Source organism: Flagellimonas olearia (assembly GCF_004150225.1).
In the GTDB taxonomy this organism is placed as follows: Bacteria; Bacteroidota; Bacteroidia; order Flavobacteriales; family Flavobacteriaceae; genus Flagellimonas; species Flagellimonas olearia.
The window spans coordinates 269,812-291,076 of sequence record NZ_ML142911.1 but is presented as its reverse complement, the minus strand read 5'-3'; the positions used below and the strand labels follow the sequence as shown (position 1 = coordinate 291,076).

At 45.0% G+C, this 21,265-nt stretch carries 12 protein-coding genes and 2 tRNA genes; 9 read left to right on the top strand and 5 right to left on the bottom strand.

Annotation, left to right across the window (positions count from 1 at the left end; all coding sequences use genetic code 11):
- The 3 genes from DN53_RS13315 to DN53_RS13305 all read left to right on the top strand — a co-directional run.
- The coding region (locus DN53_RS13315; protein ID WP_129654888.1) for a T9SS type B sorting domain-containing protein at positions 1-2,912 on the top strand (2,912 nt) is incomplete at its 5' end.
- An 8-nt stretch (positions 2,913-2,920) separates the two neighbouring features.
- Complete coding sequence (locus DN53_RS13310; protein ID WP_129654886.1) at positions 2,921-3,919, top strand: PorP/SprF family type IX secretion system membrane protein; 999 nt, start codon at positions 2,921-2,923, stop codon at positions 3,917-3,919.
- Position 3,920: 1 nt separating this feature from the next.
- The gene (locus DN53_RS13305; protein ID WP_129654884.1) at positions 3,921-5,867 is read left to right on the top strand and encodes an OmpA family protein; all 1,947 of its coding nucleotides are present in this window, start codon (positions 3,921-3,923) and stop codon (positions 5,865-5,867) included.
- A gap of 1 nt (position 5,868) precedes the next feature.
- Here the strand turns inward: DN53_RS13305 and DN53_RS13300 are convergent, their stop codons facing one another.
- Entirely contained in the window at positions 5,869-7,122 is a 1,254-nt protein-coding gene (locus DN53_RS13300) for an NRAMP family divalent metal transporter (RefSeq protein WP_129654882.1), read from the bottom strand.
- 520 nt (positions 7,123-7,642) lie between these two features.
- Between DN53_RS13300 and DN53_RS13295 the strand changes: the two genes are divergently transcribed.
- The 3 genes from DN53_RS13295 (at position 7,643) to DN53_RS13285 (ending at position 13,734) form a co-directional block, all read left to right on the top strand.
- Positions 7,643-10,456, top strand: coding sequence for a TonB-dependent receptor domain-containing protein (locus DN53_RS13295; RefSeq protein WP_129654879.1), 2,814 nt, complete (start codon positions 7,643-7,645; stop codon positions 10,454-10,456).
- A 17-nt stretch (positions 10,457-10,473) separates the two neighbouring features.
- On the top strand, positions 10,474-11,922 hold the full coding sequence (locus tag DN53_RS13290; protein ID WP_129654877.1) for a hypothetical protein: 1,449 nt from the start codon (positions 10,474-10,476) through the stop codon (positions 11,920-11,922).
- A 255-nt stretch (positions 11,923-12,177) separates the two neighbouring features.
- A complete protein-coding gene (locus DN53_RS13285; protein WP_129654875.1) occupies positions 12,178-13,734 on the top strand; it encodes a purple acid phosphatase family protein in 1,557 nt (518 codons plus the stop codon).
- Between the two features lie 164 nt (positions 13,735-13,898).
- Here the strand turns inward: DN53_RS13285 and DN53_RS13280 are convergent.
- From DN53_RS13280 to mutS, 3 genes are all read right to left on the bottom strand, one after another.
- Positions 13,899-13,983: transfer RNA gene (locus DN53_RS13280), tRNA-Leu, on the bottom strand.
- 40 nt (positions 13,984-14,023) lie between these two features.
- A tRNA-Gly gene (locus DN53_RS13275) sits at positions 14,024-14,096 on the bottom strand.
- Between the two features lie 74 nt (positions 14,097-14,170).
- Positions 14,171-16,753: a DNA mismatch repair protein MutS gene (mutS, locus tag DN53_RS13270; protein WP_129654873.1), complete on the bottom strand. Its 2,583-nt coding sequence runs from the start codon at positions 16,751-16,753 to the stop codon at positions 14,171-14,173.
- A 145-nt stretch (positions 16,754-16,898) separates the two neighbouring features.
- Here mutS and DN53_RS13265 point away from each other — a divergent pair, with 145 nt between their 5' ends.
- Complete coding sequence (locus DN53_RS13265; protein ID WP_129654871.1) at positions 16,899-17,453, top strand: RNA methyltransferase; 555 nt, start codon at positions 16,899-16,901, stop codon at positions 17,451-17,453.
- Positions 17,454-17,554: 101 nt separating this feature from the next.
- Here DN53_RS13265 and folK read toward each other — a convergent pair whose 3' ends face one another.
- Positions 17,555-18,700, bottom strand: coding sequence for a 2-amino-4-hydroxy-6-hydroxymethyldihydropteridine diphosphokinase (gene folK / locus DN53_RS13260; RefSeq protein WP_129654869.1), 1,146 nt, complete (start codon positions 18,698-18,700; stop codon positions 17,555-17,557).
- Positions 18,701-18,769: 69 nt separating this feature from the next.
- Here folK and sppA point away from each other — a divergent pair, with 69 nt between their 5' ends.
- Positions 18,770-20,530 carry a signal peptide peptidase SppA gene (gene sppA / locus DN53_RS13255; RefSeq protein WP_129654867.1) on the top strand — a complete coding sequence of 587 codons (1,761 nt, stop codon included), beginning with the start codon at positions 18,770-18,772 and terminating at the stop codon, positions 20,528-20,530.
- A 4-nt stretch (positions 20,531-20,534) separates the two neighbouring features.
- The gene (locus DN53_RS13250) at positions 20,535-21,242 is read left to right on the top strand and encodes a queuosine precursor transporter (protein ID WP_129654865.1); all 708 of its coding nucleotides are present in this window, start codon (positions 20,535-20,537) and stop codon (positions 21,240-21,242) included.
- Positions 21,243-21,265 lie beyond the last annotated feature (23 nt).

Sequence of the window (21,265 nt, the reverse complement as noted above, 5' to 3'; positions counted from 1 at the left end):
ACCAAGTGACTATACCTTCGGGTAGCACGAGTGCCACGATAGATGTGACGACCAACGGGGACGTGGTTGTCGAGGCGGACGAGCTCATCACGGTGACCCTTGACGCCACGGACAATGGCACGATCAGTTTGACGGACAATGAGGGTACGAGCAGTTTCACTAATGATGACTCCGCTACCCTGACCATAACAAATGAAAGTGTTGCAGAAGATGTTGTTGGAGGCAACATGGTCTTTACCGTGACTCTGGACAATGCGGTTGCTGGAGGTACCCAAGTAGCCTATAGCTTTACCAATGGTACCGCAGGGGGTACAGACTATGCCAATACTCCAAATACATTGAACTTTGTGGGTAATGCCTCGGAAACACAGGATATAACGGTGGCTATAACCGATGATACCATCATTGAATTGGATGAGACTTTTACGGTGAACTTGGGACCACCGACCAATGGGGTGACAGTCTCCGGTTCCCCTGCGACAGGAACTATTCTTAATGACGATACAGCTGTTGCCACCATCACGGCGAGTGATGATACTGCCGAAGAACAGGGACTGGATCCTGGAGCTTTTACGGTAAATATTGGAGGGGTGAACAATACAGGCTCACCCATCACGGTGGACTATAATGTGGGAGGTACGGCGACTCCGGTAAGTGACTACGCTAACCTTTCTGGAAGTGTAGATATTATTAATGGACAACAGAATGGGATAATTCCAGTTACCCCTCTGAATGATTCTGAGGTTGAGGTGGATGAAACGGTAATCGTTACCTTGGTGGCAGGAGCTGGTTATACCGTTGGTGCACCTAATAGCGATACGGTAACTTTGGTCAGTGAGGACAATACCCCGCCCGATGGTTATACCTTGACCATCAACCAAGATCCCATCAATGTAACCAATGAAACAGCGGTAAGCTTTACCATGACGAACATACCTGCCTTCTCAACAAGCTATGAATTTTCTTTTAGTAGTAGTGGGGATGGCAACGTGAGTACGGTAACGGGGAGTGGTTCCATATTGGCCTTGATAGGAGGCACGAGGTCCAATTTAGATATTAGCAGCTTACCCGATGGAGTTATAACCCTTTCGGTAGTGGTGAGCAACATTTTGGGTACGGAAGGCCCTCCCACAACCGATACCGCGGTTAAATACACCGCTGTTCCATCAGGATATACAGCGACCATTGATCAAAGTATCATCAATTTTGATAACCAAACGTCCATCAACTTTACCTTTGCAGGGGCCGAAGTTGGGGCAGATTATAACTATACCTTTACCAGTGATGGTGGGGGAACACCGGTAAATGGCTCTGGCACCATTGCTACGCCCACAGATAATATTGCCAATATTGATTTGAGTAGTCTGGCCGATGGCTTGGTGACCCTCAGTGTTACCCTTGAGAATATCAATGGAACCGGAGCGGTTGTGCAAGATACTTCGGACAAGGATACCTCGGTGTGTAATGCCGGCGGCGGCGCTCCAGTATTGGATGCAACGGAACCCACGGTATTTTGCGGGGATTTTCTAGTGGATTTGAACGATTACGTGACTAATGTTGCCCCCTTGGGCAGCACCTTGACGTGGAGTACCAACCCAGACCCCAATCAAACTGATGGACATCGAAATAGTATGGTGAGTAGTGCCGCACAGTATTTCGGATTTTTCTATGATGATGTAAACGCATGTGCTAGTCCAATACTTACCGTTACCCTTACCAATTTCCCCATTCCGGTGATCATTGATCCCACGGGCGATGAACGTTGTGGGGAAGGTACATTGACCTTGACGGCAAGCTCGGACAGTGGCGTGTTAAGCTGGTACGATGTGCCCACAGGCGGTACGGCGCTCGATACAGGAGGGGTTTTTATAACGCCTTCCATCTCGGAAACCACTTCTTTTTATGTGGAAGCCACCGCCAATGGATGTACCACCGAACGGATAGAAGTGATAGCAACCGTTTTGGATGCCCCTTCTCCGGGTACGGCAACAGATGTGGTGGCTTGTAATTCGGAGAGCGAGGATGGTCCCAATACCATTGATTTGGATGATACCTTGAGTGGTGCCGATGCCGGAACTTGGGCGGTGATTACCGATCCTTCCAACGGAAGCGTTGCCATTGGGGCAGGAAATGTTGTAAACTTTACGGATTTGGCCATTGGGGATTATGTATTTGAATATACCACCACTGTTACGGCCGGACCCTGCGAGAACAGTTCCGTTCAAGTGACCGTTACCGTGGAGGATTGTTTTGCCAATGCCGATATCGACTTGGTGTTGACCAAGGAAGTTGATAACGCAAGCCCATTGTTGGATGACATCATCACTTTTACCATTACGTTGGAGAATACCACCATGGACAGGATTTTGGATATAGTGGTTACCGATGTGCTGGATGAGGCTTTTGAGTATATAGGGGATGATGCCACTGTGGGAACCTACGACTCCAATACTGGGGAATGGACCATCGCTGATTTGGCATCCGATATGGCCACGGCAACACTGGAAATCACGGTTAGGGTAACTGAACTGGGAACTTTTCAAAATACGGCGGTGCTAACTTCTTCACTACCTGTGGATGAGGTCATCAATAATAATACGGCAACGGTATCGGTAACAGTGGGAAGGGATCAATGTACGGATCCCGGGACCCTATGTACCATATTTTCCCCCAATAATGACGGGATTAATGATAGATTGAAGTTTGTGGATCCCAATGACGACTACACCAATAACAGATTGGAGATATTTGACCGCTACGGGAACAGTGTGTTTGCCATGGATGGTTATGACAGTTCATGGGATGGAACAGGTAAAAATGGAGCTGTGCCTAAGGGAACCTATTTCTATATATTGGATCTTCATGGAGATGGGGCCGAGGTTATTAAAGGGTGGATACAGATTATAAGATAAAGACAAAGATGCCAGATAAGATTGGTTTACGGACATTTACGGCAATATTCTGCATGGTTTTGATGGGGATGGGCCATATGCAGGCCCAAAAAGAACCACAATACACCCAGTACATGTACAACATAGGCAGTTTTAACCCAGCGTATGTAGGTACCGTGGAAAGCCCTGAAGTAATAGGATTGTACAGGGCCCAATGGGTGGATATTCCCGGAGCCCCTACCACTATCCGGTTTGGGGTAAACGTACCGCTGTCCAATGAAAAAATGGGTTTGGGGCTTAATGTGGTGAACGATGAACTGGGGCCCTCCAATCAAACCTATATAGAGGCTTCTTATTCTTACCAGATCAATCTTTCCGACGATACCAAATTGTCCTTCGGGATCAATGCGGGAGGCTCCATGCTGGATATCGACTATTCAAAAGGTTCGTTCCAAAATGGATCGGACCCTTCCATTTTAGGGGAAAATTACAATAGCTTTTACCCTACCGTTGGGGCCGGACTTTTTATGTATCATGAAGAGGATTGGTATTTGGGGCTCTCGGCACCCAATTTCCTCACCAATGGTTTGTACAATGATGAGGTGGCTACCCTGGTGGAAGACAATATGCAGTTCAATGCCATTGGGGGATACGTTTTTCAATTGGCGGAGCGGACCAAGTTCAAACCGGCTTTTTTGGTAAATTATTTGAAGGGATCTCCGGTTAATGTGAACCTTTCGGCCAACTTTCAGTTTATAGATGCCCTTACCATCGGCGCCTCATACCGGTTTGATAATGCGGTAAGTGGATTGGCCGGGTTTCAGATATCCAATGCCATGTTCATAGGGTATTCCTACGACTACAATACCAATGGATTAAGTGAATACAGCGGAGGGTCCCACGAGGCCATTCTTAAGTTTTACATAGGCAGGGGTGGTTTTGGTTCTGGCGGCTCCAAGTCTAACAAAGGGAAAGTAAAGGACTCAAAAAACAAAGGTAAGCAGATAGATTCCCCTAGATTTTTCTAATATGGATCGAGTAAATAAAATACTTTCGCTACTAGTCGTCTTTTTTTTAGGGATGGTTCTCTGCTTTGCCCAAAAAAAGAAGTCGAAAGGGGATGACCTCTTTTTTCAGTACGAATACCAAAAGGCGGTCTATGCCTATGAGGCCGAAAAAGCTGCGGGAACCCTTACCGAACAACAATTCCTGAACTTGGCGGATTCCTATTTCCAGACCAATAAATTTGAAAAGGCGGCCGATGCCTATTTGGAGCTTTTCAAAAAGGACACCTTGATGAGTGGACATCATCTGAATAAAATGCTCCAAAGTCTTTCCGAAACAACGAATAAGGAAAGGAAGACTGCATTTTTGGCCACGATGTCATCCCGTTTTCAAAAAGAACTTTGGGAAAACATGGAGTTCAATGTGCAATTGCTGGAAAACGACTCTGCTGGTCCTGAATTGGATTATCAGATTTTCAATTTGACGGGGAATAGCCCCCAAACCGATTTTGCACCTACCTTTTACAAAGATCAATTGCTGTTTTCCAGTGGGCGTACCCTGAACAAGCGCAACACCTATGCACCGGGAAATGAAGGGTATTTCAATATCTACCAATCTAAATTGGGGGCGGATGGACAGATTTCCACTGTACAGCCTTTTACTGGGGTGCCAAGCTCCAATTATCATAAAGCAACTCCATTTTATTCCGAAAAACTCAATAGTATCCTATACGTACTTTCCAATACCCAAAAAGGGGAACTCAGCTTTGATAAGAACGGGAAGAATGCCTTGGCCATTGGCAAGCAGGTTATAGGCGGGGCCTTTCAGTTATTACTGAAAGATTTAAGTACTTCGTTCTATTATCCGTTTTATGATGCGGATAGTGGAAAGCTCTATTTTTCGGCCAATTTTGATAATGGATATGGGGGTACCGACCTTTATTTTGTATACACGAATAATGGACAGATCATGTCTGCTCCCATTAATTTGGGTCCCAGGATCAACTCTCCCGGGAATGAGATAGCTCCCTTTGTCTTTGAGAACAGCTTTTACTTTGCTTCGGATGTGTTCTATGGTCTGGGTGGAATGGATATTTACAAATCCAATGTGGAGGAAGATGGTTTTGGTATTCCTATTAATTTGGGAAGTGGCATAAATTCTCCAAAGGATGATTTTGGGTTGATCATGCGAAATGATGGAGATGGATTGTTGGGCTATTTTGCTTCAAATAGGCCCGGAGGAAAGGGCAAGGACGATTTATATGGTTTCAAGGTCGATGAAAAACCGGGTTTAAAGACCCTTACCTTTAAAGGTAAAGTGGTGAAATCCTATAGTCCCTCAACCACTGTTGAAAAAGTTGCGGTAAGGTTATTGGATAAGGAGGGCAAGTTACTTGCTGAAACGTACTCGGATGAAGATGGAAACTATAGATTGGAGGTTCCTTGGCAAGATGAGGTGGTGTTGGAGTCTTCAAAAGAGCGTTATTCGAAATTTTCCAAGCGTTTTACTGAGGATGATTTAACAAGTCTGGATAATGCATCATATCCCATTGAAGTGGCATTTTATGATGATTTGGTGGAAGATAAGGAAGGTCAGAAGGTGGTAAAGCTGAATAAATTCTATTTTAACAGAGGGGATACACAATTGACGGTGGGAGCAACACCGGAGTTGGACAAGGTTGTGGCCTTTGTTGAAAAATTCCCGGCTGTCCAGTTGCGTATAGAAACGTATACCGATAGTAGGGGAGGCAGTACTACCAACTTTAGGTTGACCCAAGCGCGCTCGGATGCCATCAAAAAATATTTGGTGGAGCACGGGGTGCCGGCTACCAATATTTTGTATTCCATTGGATATGGTGAGGATAAAATCCTGAACAATTGTACCAACGGGGTATTCTGTTTGGAGATGCTGCATCAACAGAACCAACGATCATTGATAGTCGTACTCAACGATAATGTACTCTACGAGTAGTTTACATCAACAGCATCCAGCAATAATAAAGTGCAAAAAGGGATAGAAAGACTATGCCCGAATAGGTAAGTACCTGCAGCCCTATTTTAGGCTTATAAGGTTTTGGAATGTCCTTACCCATAACGGTTTTTAGATTCATCCAACCCAATAAGGGGGCCAACACAAAGGATACAAAAGTGGCCAAAGCCACTAAATGGCCCATATTGGCACCAAAGAGTGTGATAACGGCCCAATTGACCAATGCCATGCAAAGGACCATAATGGCAAAGGCATTTTTGCTTTTTAGCGATTCCTTTTCCGGGAACAGCTTTTCCAGGACATCAAGGCTTACGCGTGAAATGGCATCGTGGGCGGTCATGCATGTGCTGAACATGGTGGCAAACGCGGCCACGGCAATAAAGAGATAGGCCCAGTTGCCAATGTGTGTTGTGAACAGGTTAACCACCTGGTCGGCAAAGACCACAGCACTTCCACTAAGTTCGGTTCCCGTTCCGTAAAGTGTCATCCAACCAATGATCAAAAAGAAAACGGCCAATAGTGCGGTTAAAAAATAACCAACATTGAACTCTTGCAGGGCTAGTTTTAATGTTGGTTTTTCTTTCATGGTCTTTAGGTTTTCCATTCCCCAAAGGCTCACCCAGCCGGAGGCTTCCACAGCAGTGGGCATCCATCCCATCAATCCGATTAAGAAAAGAACACCGGCCTCATTGAAGATTTCAGGGCGCAGATAGGATTGGGATTCGGGAACGGGTCCTTTTTCAAGTACCAGGGCTGTAGTGACCAATAAGGCGACAAACAGAATGGATATGACTGCCTTGAGCGAGTTTTCCAAAAAGCGATATTTCCCAATGATCAATAAAAGGCTTATAAATACAAAGAGACACAGTGAGATGGTTCCGGCGCCCATGCTGCTAATGGCAAAAAGATTCATAAACAGCCCCGCGGTCACCACGTACAATGCCGCCAATACCGTAAAGGTGGAAATCAGGGTCACAAAGGCATAGACCCACAGATATGTTTTTCCCAAATTTAAATATCCTTCCACCAAGCTTTTTTCCGTGACCGTGGTATACCGAATACCAAACTCAAAAAATGGATATTTTAAGATATTGGCCAACAGGATGGGAATGACCATGATCCATCCGTATTGGGCGCCGGCCTTTGTGGAAAGTACCAAATGGGAGGTGCCTATGGCCATGCTGGCAAACAATAGCCCCGGCCCCAAGGCTTTGAGTAACGATTTTGGTTTTGTCATGTAATGGTAATGTGCATTGGTCTAATGTACTACATTTTAACATTTCGGAAAGGATTTATAATATGCTCATTTACAATTTTTTAGGTTTATCAGTTTCAACGGGGAATGTTAAAAACTTGATGATGGTTTGAAATTGTTTGGCAATGGCACTATGCTGAAGTATCTTTGCAGGACCTTAAAGCAAGAGGTGAGGGAATTTTTCCAAGGTATTTTCCCTAAAAAACGCCAATAGTGACAGCCTGGCGTTCAAAAACAACACACAACATATTTTTCGCTATGTGCAAAAGCGCATGGTAAATGTTAAAAAGGATTGATTGTGGCTCAATATTTGGGTTTTGATCTCCTTCCTTTGAAACTTTAACACATCTACATTTTGTGTTAAAGGGCTACATCTATTGTAGTAAAAATCAACATTTTACGGTAAATAAAATATTTCAAAAAAAATTGAATAATATTACATTTTTTTGGAATATTGACCAATTATGCGGATTTTTGCAGACTAATTCAAAAAAATCATTAAATGAAAACCAAGTTGATGTGGATTGCAGCGCCATTCCTGGTGCTGTGTATGTCTTTTTCTTTTGGGCAAGAAAAAACGGTTACAGGAAATGTAACTGACCAAAACGATCTGCCCCTTCCCGGTGTTTCCATTGTAGTGGTAGGTACCACTAATGGAACACAGACAGATTTTGATGGCAACTATGTCATCGCTGCCAGTGAGGGACAGGTGTTGAGGTTTAGCTATCTTGGCCAAAAAACTGTTCAGAGAACCATTGGGGCGTCCAGTACCATTGATGTACAAATGGAGGATGATGCCCAAGCTTTGGCAGAAGTTATTGTAACCGGTCAAGGTTCGGGGATTGCTAAAAGAAAGCTGTCCACTACCGTAGATGTGTTGGATTCTGAGGAAATCGATAGACTTCCTTCCAACCAAATTGACCAAATGTTGCAGGCAACTGCTCCCAGTGCCCAGATTCGTATGAGTTCTGGCCAGCCCGGTACGGCCTCTATCATTAGGACTAGAGGGCCTATTTCGGCTGCTAGCTCATCTACTCCCGTTATTATTGTTGACGGTGTACGTGTGGACAATTTGAACTCCAACCCAAGTCTCGGACTTGATACTGGAGGTGCAAACGTTTCCGCTCTTGCCGATATCCCGGTAGAGTCCATTGAAAGGATAGAGTACATTAAAGGGGGTGCCGCAACTACATTGTATGGAGCAGATGCTGCAAACGGTGTAATTCAGATCATCACCAAAAAAGGTAAGGCCGGAAGGTCTACGGCCTTTTTTGAAAGCCGTTTGGGCGTGATCAAGGCGACTTCCGATTTTTTAAAGTATGACAGAACGGGTGAAGCCCTTTTTGAGCCTGGATTTTCCCAAGAATACCGCGTAGGGTTCAGTGGGGGTTCAGAGAAATTCTCGTATAACTTCGGAGGAAGTCTATATAAGGATGACGGATTCAACAAGCTCAATGAGCAGGTAAGAAGAACCTTTACTTTTGGTTATACGGCCAATGTAACGGATAACTTCAAGTACCAAGGTTCATTCTCTTATGTGAGCTTTGATTCCAATTTGGATTACAATGCCAACACGAGCTTTTCGCGTTTCGGTAACTTTGAAGGAGGTTCTTATGGGGACTTGGATGCCATGACCGATGCGGAGTGGGCAGCAGTACTTGCTAATTCCAATGAGGTAGGTTCCCTTGTGGACATTACCAGCAACACTAGCAGGTTTACCGGGTCCAATAAATTCATCTACGACATTAGCAGCTCTATTCAGGCCAATGCAACGGTGGGTATCGATTACAGGACCACAACTCAGGAGAACTTGCAATCCAATGCCTTTCAAGTGGCCATTGGCGTGGTTGCTCCTGGAACAACTGACCAAGCTGAATTGGCCAGGGTGATCCGAAACAATTTTGTGGTTACCGGTGATTTGAACTTGACCCATAGGGCCGAAACGGATAACTTTTCTTTCGTGACCATCTTGGGTGGACAGTTTTTCAGGACTACGGATAGACAAAACCGATTGGATGGATCGGGAGGTGTTGATGGAACAAGAAAGATTGACTTCTTCCCAACCCAATCCGCTTCAGATTATGTATTGGAAAATGCCAACTACGGATTGTATTTCTTGGAAAACCTTGGTATATATGATGTAGCTTTCTTGGAATTTGGTGGTAGATTGGATAAAAACACCTCTGCTGGTGCCAATACCAAACCCTTATTGTTGCCTAAAGTAGGTTTGACCTATAACGTGTCTGACCATGATTTTTACAGGGACAGCGGTATCAGTGATATTGTATCCACTGTGAAATTGAGAGGGAACTACGGTGAGGCTACAAACTTTGCCCGTCCTTTTTCTCAGGATAAAACCTTTGAGTTAAGCCCGTACTTGGGTGTTCCTGCATTTTCTTTTGCAAACCCTGGGAACGATGATTTGATTTCTGAAACCGTTAAAACCACAGAATTTGGAGTTGAGCTTGGATTCTTTGGCAATCGCTTGAACTTTAGCGGAACGCGTTATAAATCAATTACCGAAGATGCACTGTTTACTCCTGTAAAGCCTCCATCTGAAGGATCTCAGAACCAAATTGCCAACATTGGTGAAGTGGAAAACAAAGGTTGGGAATTTGAAATGAGAGCATTCGTGCTTCAAACTCCAGAACATCAATTGGACTTGACCGTGTCTTACAACACCAACGAAAACAATGTTGTGGATACCGGTGGTGCAGCACCATTCGTTGTGGGTGGATTTAATGTATTGGGATCGGTTGTTGCTGAAGGGGAAAGCCTTGGTTTCCTTAGAGGTACCGCTGCCATTCGTCAGGATGATGGTTCCTACAGTTTTGAGACCAACAGTGCTTTGGGTAAAACCTTTGCGCCTAAGTTTGGTACCATCAACTTGAACTATTCTTGGAAGGACAAGATCAATTTCTTTGTCTCTGGTGACTATCAGTACGGAGGTAAGATCACAGATTTGAGCTTCTTGCTAAGACACTTGGGTGGAGTTGACAATACAGGTATTCCAGAAGATTTGGTAGGTACTACCAGTCCTTTCAACTATGTAAACTACTTTGTTTTTGATAATGATTTCTTCAAGATCAGAAACATTGGTGCTTCCTATAATTTTGGGGATGTTCTTAAGCCTTTCTCAAGCGTTAAGCTTGGTGTTACTGTGACAAATCCATTTAACTGGACTGCTGGGGACTTTGACCCAGAAGCAACAGGTTCAGGTATTGGTGCACAGAATGGGTTCGCTAGTGGTGGATTTGCGTATGGAACCGAATCTGCTCCAAGAATTTTCATGAGCTCCCTAAGATTTCAGTTTTAATCGAATAAAAAAAGGATATGAAAAAAATAGTTTTAATAACAGTCGCAGCACTCTCTTTACTGAACTGTACTGATGACTTAAGTAGCGTAGTGGATTTCACCGATGTGGAGAACCCCACGCTTTCTGAGCAATCCGTTGTTGGACAGCCGAATTCTTCTGCTATTTGGTTGAGCGGAATAGAAAGAAATATGGGTTTTGTGTACAACGAGATGTTGGTATTGGCCGAATTGGGTTCGGACAATTATGTGAACACCGAAACTTTCTTTAACCAGTTTTTGGACAATTTGGAGTTTCAACCTGCCGATCCAGACCTTAGGGATGCCACCCGTGAAGTGGCACGTCTTCGTGAAATGGCCATTTTTGGGTTGGAGACTGTAGGGCCTGCTGATACTGAGTATACAACAGCCATTGAGGCAGATTACAATTTTTACTTGGGAATGGCCTACCTATACTCTGCCATGTATTTTCCAGCGTTACCACAGGAGCCACTAGGCCCAATGGTAGCGTCTGCACAACATTATCAGGATGCCATTGCGCAATTTGATGTGGCTATTGGCTTGAATGGTAGCGAAACCAAATATCACTTGGCAAAAGCAAGGGCCAATTATTATTTGGGCAATAAAGCTGCTGCGGTAGCTGCTGCCAATGATGCCTTGGCCATTAGCAGAACGTTTGATAATACCGTTAGATATGACGCGGCTGCTCCTGATTTGGTTCCAAATGGAACACAGTCTGACAATAGGTTCGAGGATGCATTGTACCAAAGGGGAACCTTTGACGATTTGCAGCCACTGCCCACCTTGGATTTCTTGGACCCCAAGTACTCCTACCTTTCAGATGAAGAGGATGCTCCCATTCACTATCTGAAGGCAGAGGAAGCCCTATTGATTTTGGCCGAAGCCAATTTGGCGGATAGCAATGTGCCTGCTGCGCAAGCGAACCTTACTGAACTTTTGGAGTTGATTGCAACCCGTGAAGTAAGAAGCGTTGATGATGCCATTGAGGGAAGAACAGAAGATGATCCTGGTTCTAGACCAGACAATGCAACGGTGGTTGTAAACGGTCGTGCAGGACTTGTATTGGACAGACAGAGCGGAGATGTGGATGTTCCTTCTGTTTCAGGAACTTCTTTGACGGCTGGCGAAATTGCAGGCCTTACGGCCGATGATGCTGGTTTGGAGTTGTTGTACAGAACAAGACAAGAGGTATTCATTGCCGAAGGACTTCGTTTTGTGGATATGGGATTAAAACTGATTGTTGATGAGAATGAAGTGTTGCAGAATGAAAATATTTCTGCCGGTGACTTGGGAACAGTTGCCTTGATTCCTCCATTTATTGATGCGATCAAGACCCAATTGGATGCAATTACTTATGATGCAGGAACCGGAGTGGCAACCACTGCCGTGAATGTAAACGAAATTTTGGTGGCCAATAAGTCCTCAGAATTTGTATTGCCTTTCCATTAATATATCTATTATTTGATATAGCTCAGAAAGTGGCCAGTTTTTAACTGGCCATTTTTTGTTTATGAAAACACGGACTGAAAATCAGCTTTAGACCAAGGTCAACATGGGAAAATATTGACCAAAACTTAACCTTGGGAAGGAGGGTCGGTTCCACTTAGTTTGTTTATTTGTTTTATTGCAGGAGATGCAACCCTGTATCGGCTGAATCTTATTTGTAGATCATTCGTATTTTAAAAAGAATCAATGCACCTTGTTATGGCAATAAAACTTAAACGAATAATCTTACTTTTTGGGCTTGTGGTGATGAATGGAGGCTTTGGGCAAGAACTGCCCCGTACCTACAAGGCTCCTGAGTTTGATTTGGAATGGCGTAAGCCCACAAACCATCCTGATAGAATTGTCCTTTCCTATGGTGAAGACCCAGCAACATCGGCCAGTGTTACTTGGCGTACTACAGCTGAAATAGACACGGCCTATGCCGAGATTGCAATAGCAACCGCCGCTCCTAAATTTTGGCGGAATGCGAAAACCTTAAAAGCGGTCACCAATACTTTTGATGCCACAAATATCAATGGGGCCGAAGTATTGGCCAATTACCATTCGGTATGGTTTACAGATTTACAAAGCAATACCACCTATGCCTATCGGGTTGGGGATGGCAAGCGATGGAGTGAATGGATACAATTCAAGACTGCCCCAAAGGAAAACAAGGATAAGTTTTCATTTCTATATGTTGGGGATACCCAAAACTTCATCTTGGAACTGTGGTCGCGTTTAATTAGGGAAGGCTATAGAAAAGCTCCGGATGCAAAATTTATTGTGCATGCCGGGGATTTGGTGAACAATGCCCATAACGAACAGCAATGGCAGGAATGGTTTGATGCGGGTGGGTGGATTCATGCCTCCATTGGAGCTTTTCCAATTCCGGGAAACCACGAATATCAGAATTTAAGTCCTGAAGCTACTGGGAGAAGCTTGTCCGCACAATGGGAACATCAATTTACATTGCCCGAAAATGGCCCGGAAGGATTGGAGGAAACAGCCTATTATATGGATTATCAGAACATGAGAATCATAGGGTTGAACAGTAATACGGACCATGAAAAACAAGCGGAGTGGGTAGATAAGGTATTTTCTGAAACCGATAAGGAGTGGAAGGTGGTTACTTTTCATCATCCCTTGTTTTCTGCCTCGGATGGTAGGGACAATAAGGAATGGCGGGAGTTGATGAAACCCATTTTTGATAAGCATAAGGTTGATCTTGTCCTACAGGGTCATGACCATAGTTACGCCCGGGGCAGGGTCTCTCCCAATGAGAATGTTTTGGATGGGGTAAATATGCGGGACAAGACAGGAACGGTATATGTGGTTTCCGTAAGTGGTGGTAAAATGTACGGCTTGCGTAAAAACGCGTGGGATGGGTATGATGCCGAAAGAGATCGGGCCGCGGAAAACACCCAATTGTTTCAGGTAATAAGTATTGAGGATGATAGATTATCCTTTGAATCGTATACAGCGGTTGGGGAGCTTTATGATGCATTCGATTTGGTTAAAAAGGAAGGTTTGCCCAATGAGTTTGTGGAAAGAAATAGTGAAGCCATTGCGGAGCGGAGATTTTCCAACACCATCCCTTACCAAGACCCTCTGCCCAAAGAATTGGAGCAATTGGTATTGTCAAAATACCCGGGTTTTCAAGTGTCACGGGTAACATTTGTCAACGATAAGGAGTTTACCGGCTATAAAGTCCGATTGGACAAAGGAGAGGAGAGAAAAGAACTCTCGTTGGACGTCAATGGAAAAATTTTGGATTGATCCGATCTTGTCGGGCAATCAATTTTGAAAAGGCAATGGATGCCATTGTGGATGCATTGTTCTTACCTGAACCCAAACGACCATAATTTTAATGATAGGCTATAACAATCGTATGTGGCTGAAATAAAAATCCCTAATAATCAATGGATTAAAAGGGATTTCTGTACTCGAGGCGGGACTTGAACCCGCACGGGCAAAATGCCCACAGGATTTTAAGTCCGGCGTGTCTACCAATTCCACCACTCGAGCCTGGACTTGAAACAAAAAAACGCTGCAAGCAGCGTTTTAGAGCGAAAAACGGGATTCGAACCCGCGACCTCCACCTTGGCAAGGTGATGCTCTACCAACTGAGCTATTTTCGCATTTTAAAGAACCCTGCACTTTTTTCAGTGCGGATGCAAATTTAATGTTTTTCTCTAAAACAGAAAGAATTTTTTTAAGAGGATGCTGTTTTCTTTTTGCCTAGCAAGCGTTTGATCTCGTTCAATTTCATCAATGCTTCCACCGGCGTGAGCGTATCTATGTCCAAATGAAGGATTTCCTCTTTGATTTCCTCCAACAAGGGATCATCCAAGTTAAAGAAGCTCAACTGCATTTCATTTTGGGCCAGCTGGAGTTTATCCGTCATTTCCTCACTGGAATGCGATTTCTCCAACTTTTTAAGGATTTTATTGGCCTTCTGGATCACCTGTTGGGGCATGCCGGCCATCTTGGCCACATGGATTCCAAAACTATGCTCACTTCCCCCAGGCACCAATTTCCGAAGGAATAGTACATTGTCCTTCAATTCCTTTACCGATACATTGTAATTCTTGATTCGGGAAAAAGTGGCCGTCATCTCGTTGAGCTCGTGGTAATGGGTGGCAAAAAGGGTCTTGGCGCGTGCCGGATGCTCATGGAGGTATTCTGATATGGCCCACGCAATGGAAATACCATCATAGGTGCTGGTACCCCGGCCAATCTCATCCAAAAGGACCAAACTGCGCTCGGATAAATTATTAAGGATGGAAGCTGTCTCGTTCATTTCCACCATAAAGGTAGATTCGCCCATGGAAATATTGTCGCTGGCCCCCACACGGGTGAAAATCTTGTCCACCAGACCAATCTTGGCCTCCGAAGCGGGAACAAAGCTTCCCATTTGGGCCAAGAGTACAATCAGGGCCGTTTGCCTCAATATGGCCGACTTACCACTCATGTTCGGTCCCGTGATCATGATAATTTGTTGTTCTTCCCGGTTCAGGAGTACATCGTTGGTCACATAGCTCTCGCCCAAGGGCAATTGTTTTTCAATGACCGGATGTCGTCCCTCTTTGATGTGGAGTTCGGTGGATTCATCCACAAGGGGTTCCACATAACCATTTTCCTTGGCCAGTTGGGCAAATCCGCAAAGGCAATCCAATTGGGCGATGAGATGGGCGTTTTGCTGCACAGGGGCAATGTATTCCTGCATCCACATCAAAAGTTGTTCAAACAACTGTTGCTCCAAAACAAAGATGCGTTCTTCGGCCCCCAAAATCTTGGCTTCGTATTCTTTGAGTTCTTCCGTAATGTAGCGTTCGGCATTGACCAAGGTCTGTTTGCGAATCCAACTTTCCGGTACCTTGTCCTTGTGGGTATTGCGAACCTCAATATAATAGCCAAAAACATTATTGGAGGCAATTTTGAGGGAAGTGATACCCGTTTCCTTGGTTTCCCGTTCCAACATTTTGTCCAGGTAATCCTTCCCGGAGAATGCCAAGTTGCGCAACTCGTCCAATTCATCCGAATACCCTTGGGCAATGGTATGGCCCTTGGCTAGGTTTACGGGGGCCTCTTCATTGAGGACTTCCTTGATTTTGGACCGAAGGGCCTCACAGGCATCCAAACGTTGCCCAATGCGTTGTAAAGAGGTGTTTGCACTTTGTTGGGCCAAGTGTTTGATGGGGACCAAAGCCTCCAGGGAATTTTTAAGCTGCACCACCTCTTTGGGGTTGATCTTTCCCGTGGCCAGTTTGGAGATGAGTCGTTCCAAATCGCCCATGGGTTTGATCCAATGCTGTATCTTTTCGAGGGATTCTTCCTGATCTTTCAAATGGGCGACCACTTGGTGGCGTTCCTGAATCCGTTCCTTGTTTTTTAAGGGAAGGGCCAACCAACGCTTCAACAGTCTTCCGCCCATAGGGGAGAGGGTCCGGTCGATGATGTCCAGAAGGGTCACTGCATTTTGGTGGGGGGAATGGTACAGTTCCAGATTACGGATGGTAAATCGGTCCATCCAAACATATTCTTCCTCCGCAATGCGTTGGATTCTATTGATATGTTGCAATCGACTGTGCTGCGTCTCGGAAAGGTAATGCAGTACCGCCCCGGAAGCAATGATGCCTTGGCCCAAATGTTCTATCCCGAAACCCTTAAGGGTTTTGGTTCCAAAATGATTGTTGAGGCTCTCTTGGGCATAATCTTCCTGGAAAATCCAATCTTCCATAAAGAAACTGTGGAGCTGGTTGCCAAAAACCTCGATAAACTCTTTTTTGTGGCTTTTGGAGACCAATACCTCATTGGGGGCGAAGTTTTGGAGTAGCTTGTCCATCTGTTCCGCCGAACCTTCCGCGGTTAAAAACTCACCCGTGGAGATGTCCAAGAAGGAAATCCCCATTTTGGTCCTGCCAAAGTGTACGGCACATAAAAAGTTGTTGCTCTTGGCCGAAAGGATATCATCGTTAAGGGCCACCCCAGGGGTTACCAGCTCCGTTACCCCTCGCTTTACAATACTCTTGGTCTGTTTGGGGTCTTCCAACTGATCACAAATGGCCACGCGTTGCCCCGCCTTGACCAATTTTGGGAGGTAGGTGTTCAGGGAGTGGTGCGGAAAACCGGCCAACTCCGTTTTGTCGCCACCATTGTTCCTATGGGTAAGGATAATGCCCAAAATCTTGGCAGCTTTCACCGCATCATCCCCAAAGGTCTCGTAGAAATCCCCAACACGGAACAACAATAAGGCATCAGGGTGTTTTACCTTGATGGCATTGTACTGTTGCATTAAAGGGGTTACTTTTTTGGATTTTGAAGTAGCGGCCAAAATAAATGTATTGCGTTATTTTTGTCGATGAGGTGAAACACGAAAGTATCGTTTTTCAGAAACTACAAAAAGCATTGTTGATATTTTGGACGGAATGGTTAAAAAAATGAATCGGAAACTGGAAAACAGTGAGTTGGGACGATTGGATGTGGAAGCGTTCAAGGAAGCGGAAAAAACACCGATCATTGTGGTGTTGGACAACATCCGAAGCCTGAACAATATTGGCTCGGTGTTCCGTACGGCCGATGCGTTTCGAATCCAAAAAATATATTTATGTGGCATTACGGCCACCCCGCCCCATAAGGATATCCGTAAAACTGCCTTGGGCGCCACGGAGAGTGTGGACTGGGAATATCGGGAGAGCACTTTGGAGTTGGTCGGGGAATTGAAAGCGATGGGCGTCCGTACCGTTGCCGTGGAACAAGCTGAAAATGCAGTGATGCTGGATGATTTTGAATCCAACCCCCGTGAAACCCTGGCCCTGATTTTTGGAAACGAGGTAAAAGGGGTTTCCCAAGAGGTGGTCACGGCTTGCGATACGGTTTTGGAGATTCCGCAGTTTGGGACCAAACACTCGTTGAACATTTCGGTAAGTGCGGGGATAGTGGTGTGGGATCTATGGGCTAAACATGACTCCCAAAAACAAAAAAGCCCTGAATAAATCAGGGCGAAATATATAGTTTGAGTTAGTTAGTTGCTCTATTAGCGGCGTCTAATAAAATAAAACCATTCGTTATATCCAAACATTTTCTAAAAATTTTCCTAAAAAGATAGGGAGAGAATGTTGTCCTCCAACCGTTCCAGGATGGTTTCATAATCCGATGGATTGTTGACAAAATCCAGCTCGCTCAAATCCAGCACAATACTGTTCTGGTTGGGCAGGGTCTTAATAAAATCAAGGTATCCCCGGTTGATTTTCTCCAAATAGACAGGGTCTATTTTCTGCTCATAATCCCGTCCTCTTTTCTTGATATTGGCCAAAAGTCGCTCCGTATTTTGATAGAGATACAGATAAATATCCGGCTTTTTTACCTCCTTGTACATAAAACTAAAGACCTTTCGGTACAAGTTGAATTCATCGGCTTGTAAGGTGATTTTGGCGAAAATGAGCGATTTAAAGATATCGTAATCACTTACCATAAAATTCTTGAACAAGTCAAATTGGGAGGTGTCGTCCGTAAATTGTTGGTAGCGGTCCGCCAAAAAGGACATTTCCAAGGGAAAGGCGTAGCGCATTTGGTCTTCATAAAACTTTGGTAGGAAAGGGTTGTCCGCAAAACGCTCCAATACCAATTTGGCATTGAAGTCCTCGGCAATCATTTTGGAAAGGGTGGTCTTTCCGGCGCCAATGTTTCCTTCAATGGCAATGAACTGCAATTGCGAAAAAAGCTCGGACCTGTTCCGGAACAATTTGTATGGGGTCTTCTTCAATTTGCTCTTGTCCCTACACTCCTGCAACAAGTTGCGTATGTCTTTGTTGAGCACGGGATGGTACAGTTGGGGGGCAATATCGGCCAAGGGTTTCAGTACAAATTTCCGGTGCTGCATCTGCGGGTGGGGGACGATTAAATCGGGTGTGTTGATGATTTGCTTCCCATAAAGGATGATGTCAACATCCAAAGTGCGGGATTGGTAGCCCGTATTTTGCGTACGATCTCTGCCAAAATCCTTTTCAATCCGTAAAACCGCCTGTAAAAGCTCCGAAGGGGACAGCGGGGTCACCAAGGCAACGCAGATGTTCAGAAAATCATCGCCATCAAACCCCACGGCTGGATTCTCATAAACGGAAGAAATGGCCAAAATATCACCGACCTCACGTTGAATTCGAAAAAGCGCCTTCTGGATCGTTGCGTACCGATTGCCCAGATTGCTGCCCAGTGAAAGATATACGTGTTGAGATTGACCCATATCAAAAGGACAAAGTAAACAAAACAATGGAACAATGGTTATATTTGGGGTGGAATAAATTTATGCTGGATGAACTTTTTAAGAAACCTTTTGGCCTCTATTTTGGGATCTTTGGTGGCCTTTGGAATTGTGATGGGGATGTTTCTCATTTTTATTGCCCTGATCGGCAATATGGAAGATGGAGTGGTGGTAAAACAGAACTCGATTCTGGAGTTGCGTTTTATGGCGCCGATCATGGATTATACTGGAAAGGACGAGAACAGTCCCTTTGCGGGTCTTTGGGACGAGGAAATGGGATTGGACGAAATCATCCATGCCATAAAAGTGGCCAAGGAAGATGCCAATATCAGGGGCATTAGTTTAACCACGAGCTTTTTACAGGCCGGAGTGGCCCAGACGCGGGAGATTCGGGAAGCGCTGCTGGATTTTAAGTCTTCCGGGAAATTTGTGATGGCCCATTCGGACTTTTATACCCAAAAAGACTACTATCTGGCCAGTGTGGCCGATGAGGTGTACCTGAACCCCGTTGGTGCATTGGATTTTAAGGGACTTTCCACAGAAATTCTCTATTACAAGGATTTTCAGGAAAAAACTGGGGTAAAAATGGAGGTCATCCGGCACGGGAAGTATAAAAGTGCGGTAGAACCCTTTTTGTCCAATACCATGAGTGCTGAAAACCGTTTGCAGATCAAGGAGTTGATCACCTCCATCTGGGATGTTATTGTGGATGATGTATCGGCCACCCGAAATATAAGCCGGGAAAACCTAAATATCATTGCAGATACCCTGGGAGGCAGGACTCCCAAATATGCAGTGGCCTCCGGATTGATTGATGGCGATTTGCATTTTGATGAGTACGAAAACCTATTGCGCAATGCAATGGGGGTAAGTCAAGGTGAGGATCTAAACTATATTGAGTTTGAAGAATACGTTCGTCTGGCCCATTGGGAAAAAGTACATACCGGTACGGATAAAATAGCCGTGATCTATGCCCAAGGAGAAATCCTTTATGGAGATGGCGGAAAGGATTTTTTGGGGCAGGGTCTTATGGTGGATGCCCTGCACAAAGCAAAGAATGACAAAGATGTCAAAGCAATAGTGCTTCGAGTGGATTCACCAGGGGGCAGTGCCTTGGTTTCCGATATCATCTGGCGTGAAATTACACTGGCCAAGGCAGTGAAACCGGTGGTTGTTTCCTTTGGAAACGTGGCAGCATCCGGGGGGTATTATATTGGAGTGGCCGGAGACAAAATATTTGCAGAACCCACTACCATTACAGGTTCCATAGGTGTATTTGGAACCATTCCCAATATCCACGAACTGGCCGGAAACATAGGAATCAATGCCGAGCAAGTGGGGACCAATAAAAATTCGGTGGACTATTCGCTGTTCGAACCCATGAACGATTCGTTCCGGGATGTGGTCCAAGAGGGTATAGAGGATACCTACAACACTTTTTTGGAGCGTGTGGCCGAAGGCAGAAAAATGAGCATGGCCCAAGTGGACTCCTTGGCCCAAGGCAGGGTATGGAGTGGGGTGGATGCCCAAGCCAATGGACTTGTGGATGAACTCGGTAATTTGGATGATGCGATAACTGCTGCAGCGGATATGGCCGGGTTGGGAGCCTATGGCATTCGGAAATACCCCAAATACAAATCCAATTTTGAACGGTTCATGGACGACTTGGGCGGCATGGAGTCCAAAATAAAAACGTCATTGATCAAAGAGGAAATTGGCGGCGAAGCCTATCAAATCCTAAAGGAATTCAAACAAGCCTCGGAACAAAAGGGAGTCCAGGCCCGGATGCCTTTCAGTCTCAACATAAAATAAACGGATGACGCAAAGCGATAAGAAAAAAGCGTTTTCGATTTATCTCTATATGGGGGCGTTGTTCATCACTTCCTTGGTGGTGTCCAACCTTATTTTTCAAAAATTCTTTTATTGGAACCCCTTTGGCGAAATCACCGTTTTTGGGGCACCCCTTTTTGAACTTTCGGTGGGGATTTTGCCCTATCCCATTACTTTTTTGATCACGGACCTCATTTCTGAGATTTACGGAAAGCGAAAGGCCAATCAGGTGGTAACCGCCGGGATTTTTGCCTCGGTGTTTTCCATGGCGATCATTTTGTTGGGCAATTATGTTCCTGCCATACCCTCTTCCCCTGTGGATGATGTTGCCTTCACCAAGGTATTTGGCTTGTCCCCTTTGGGGGTCTTGGCCTCCATGTTGGCCTACTTGGCCGCACAGTACATAGATATCTCCATTTACCATTTCTGGAAAAGGGTCACCAATGGCAGGATGCTATGGCTTCGTAACAATTTTTCCACCTTTACCTCGCAGTTTGTGGATACGTTTACCGTAGTGGGCCTGCTCTGCATTTTTGGGGTACTGCCCTGGGATAAGTTCTACGGATTGGTCATCAGTGGATTTATTTTCAAGGTGATCATTGCGGTGTTCGACACCCCTCTGCTCTATTTTTTCGTATATCTGATGCGGAAAAGATTTAACTTAAAAATAGGGGAAGAGATTCCGTTGGATTAAAATCTTCTCCTTTAATTTGTTGT

What these genes read in the sequence shown, in the direction of transcription:
- DN53_RS13310 (WP_129654886.1), top strand. Translation starts at nt 2,921, where the DNA reads ATGCCAGATAAGATTGGTTTACGGACATTTACGGCAATATTCTGCATG.
- DN53_RS13250 (WP_129654865.1), top strand. Translation starts at nt 20,535, where the DNA reads ATGACGCAAAGCGATAAGAAAAAAGCGTTTTCGATTTATCTCTATATG.
- mutS (WP_129654873.1), bottom strand. Translation starts at nt 16,753, where the DNA reads ATGCAACAGTACAATGCCATCAAGGTAAAACACCCTGATGCCTTATTG.
- sppA (WP_129654867.1), top strand. Translation starts at nt 18,770, where the DNA reads ATGAACTTTTTAAGAAACCTTTTGGCCTCTATTTTGGGATCTTTGGTG.
- DN53_RS13265 (WP_129654871.1), top strand. Translation starts at nt 16,899, where the DNA reads ATGAATCGGAAACTGGAAAACAGTGAGTTGGGACGATTGGATGTGGAA.
- DN53_RS13285 (WP_129654875.1), top strand. Translation starts at nt 12,178, where the DNA reads ATGGCAATAAAACTTAAACGAATAATCTTACTTTTTGGGCTTGTGGTG.
- DN53_RS13295 (WP_129654879.1), top strand. Translation starts at nt 7,643, where the DNA reads ATGAAAACCAAGTTGATGTGGATTGCAGCGCCATTCCTGGTGCTGTGT.
- DN53_RS13305 (WP_129654884.1), top strand. Translation starts at nt 3,921, where the DNA reads ATGGATCGAGTAAATAAAATACTTTCGCTACTAGTCGTCTTTTTTTTA.
- DN53_RS13290 (WP_129654877.1), top strand. Translation starts at nt 10,474, where the DNA reads ATGAAAAAAATAGTTTTAATAACAGTCGCAGCACTCTCTTTACTGAAC.
- folK (WP_129654869.1), bottom strand. Translation starts at nt 18,700, where the DNA reads ATGGGTCAATCTCAACACGTATATCTTTCACTGGGCAGCAATCTGGGC.
- DN53_RS13300 (WP_129654882.1), bottom strand. Translation starts at nt 7,122, where the DNA reads ATGACAAAACCAAAATCGTTACTCAAAGCCTTGGGGCCGGGGCTATTG.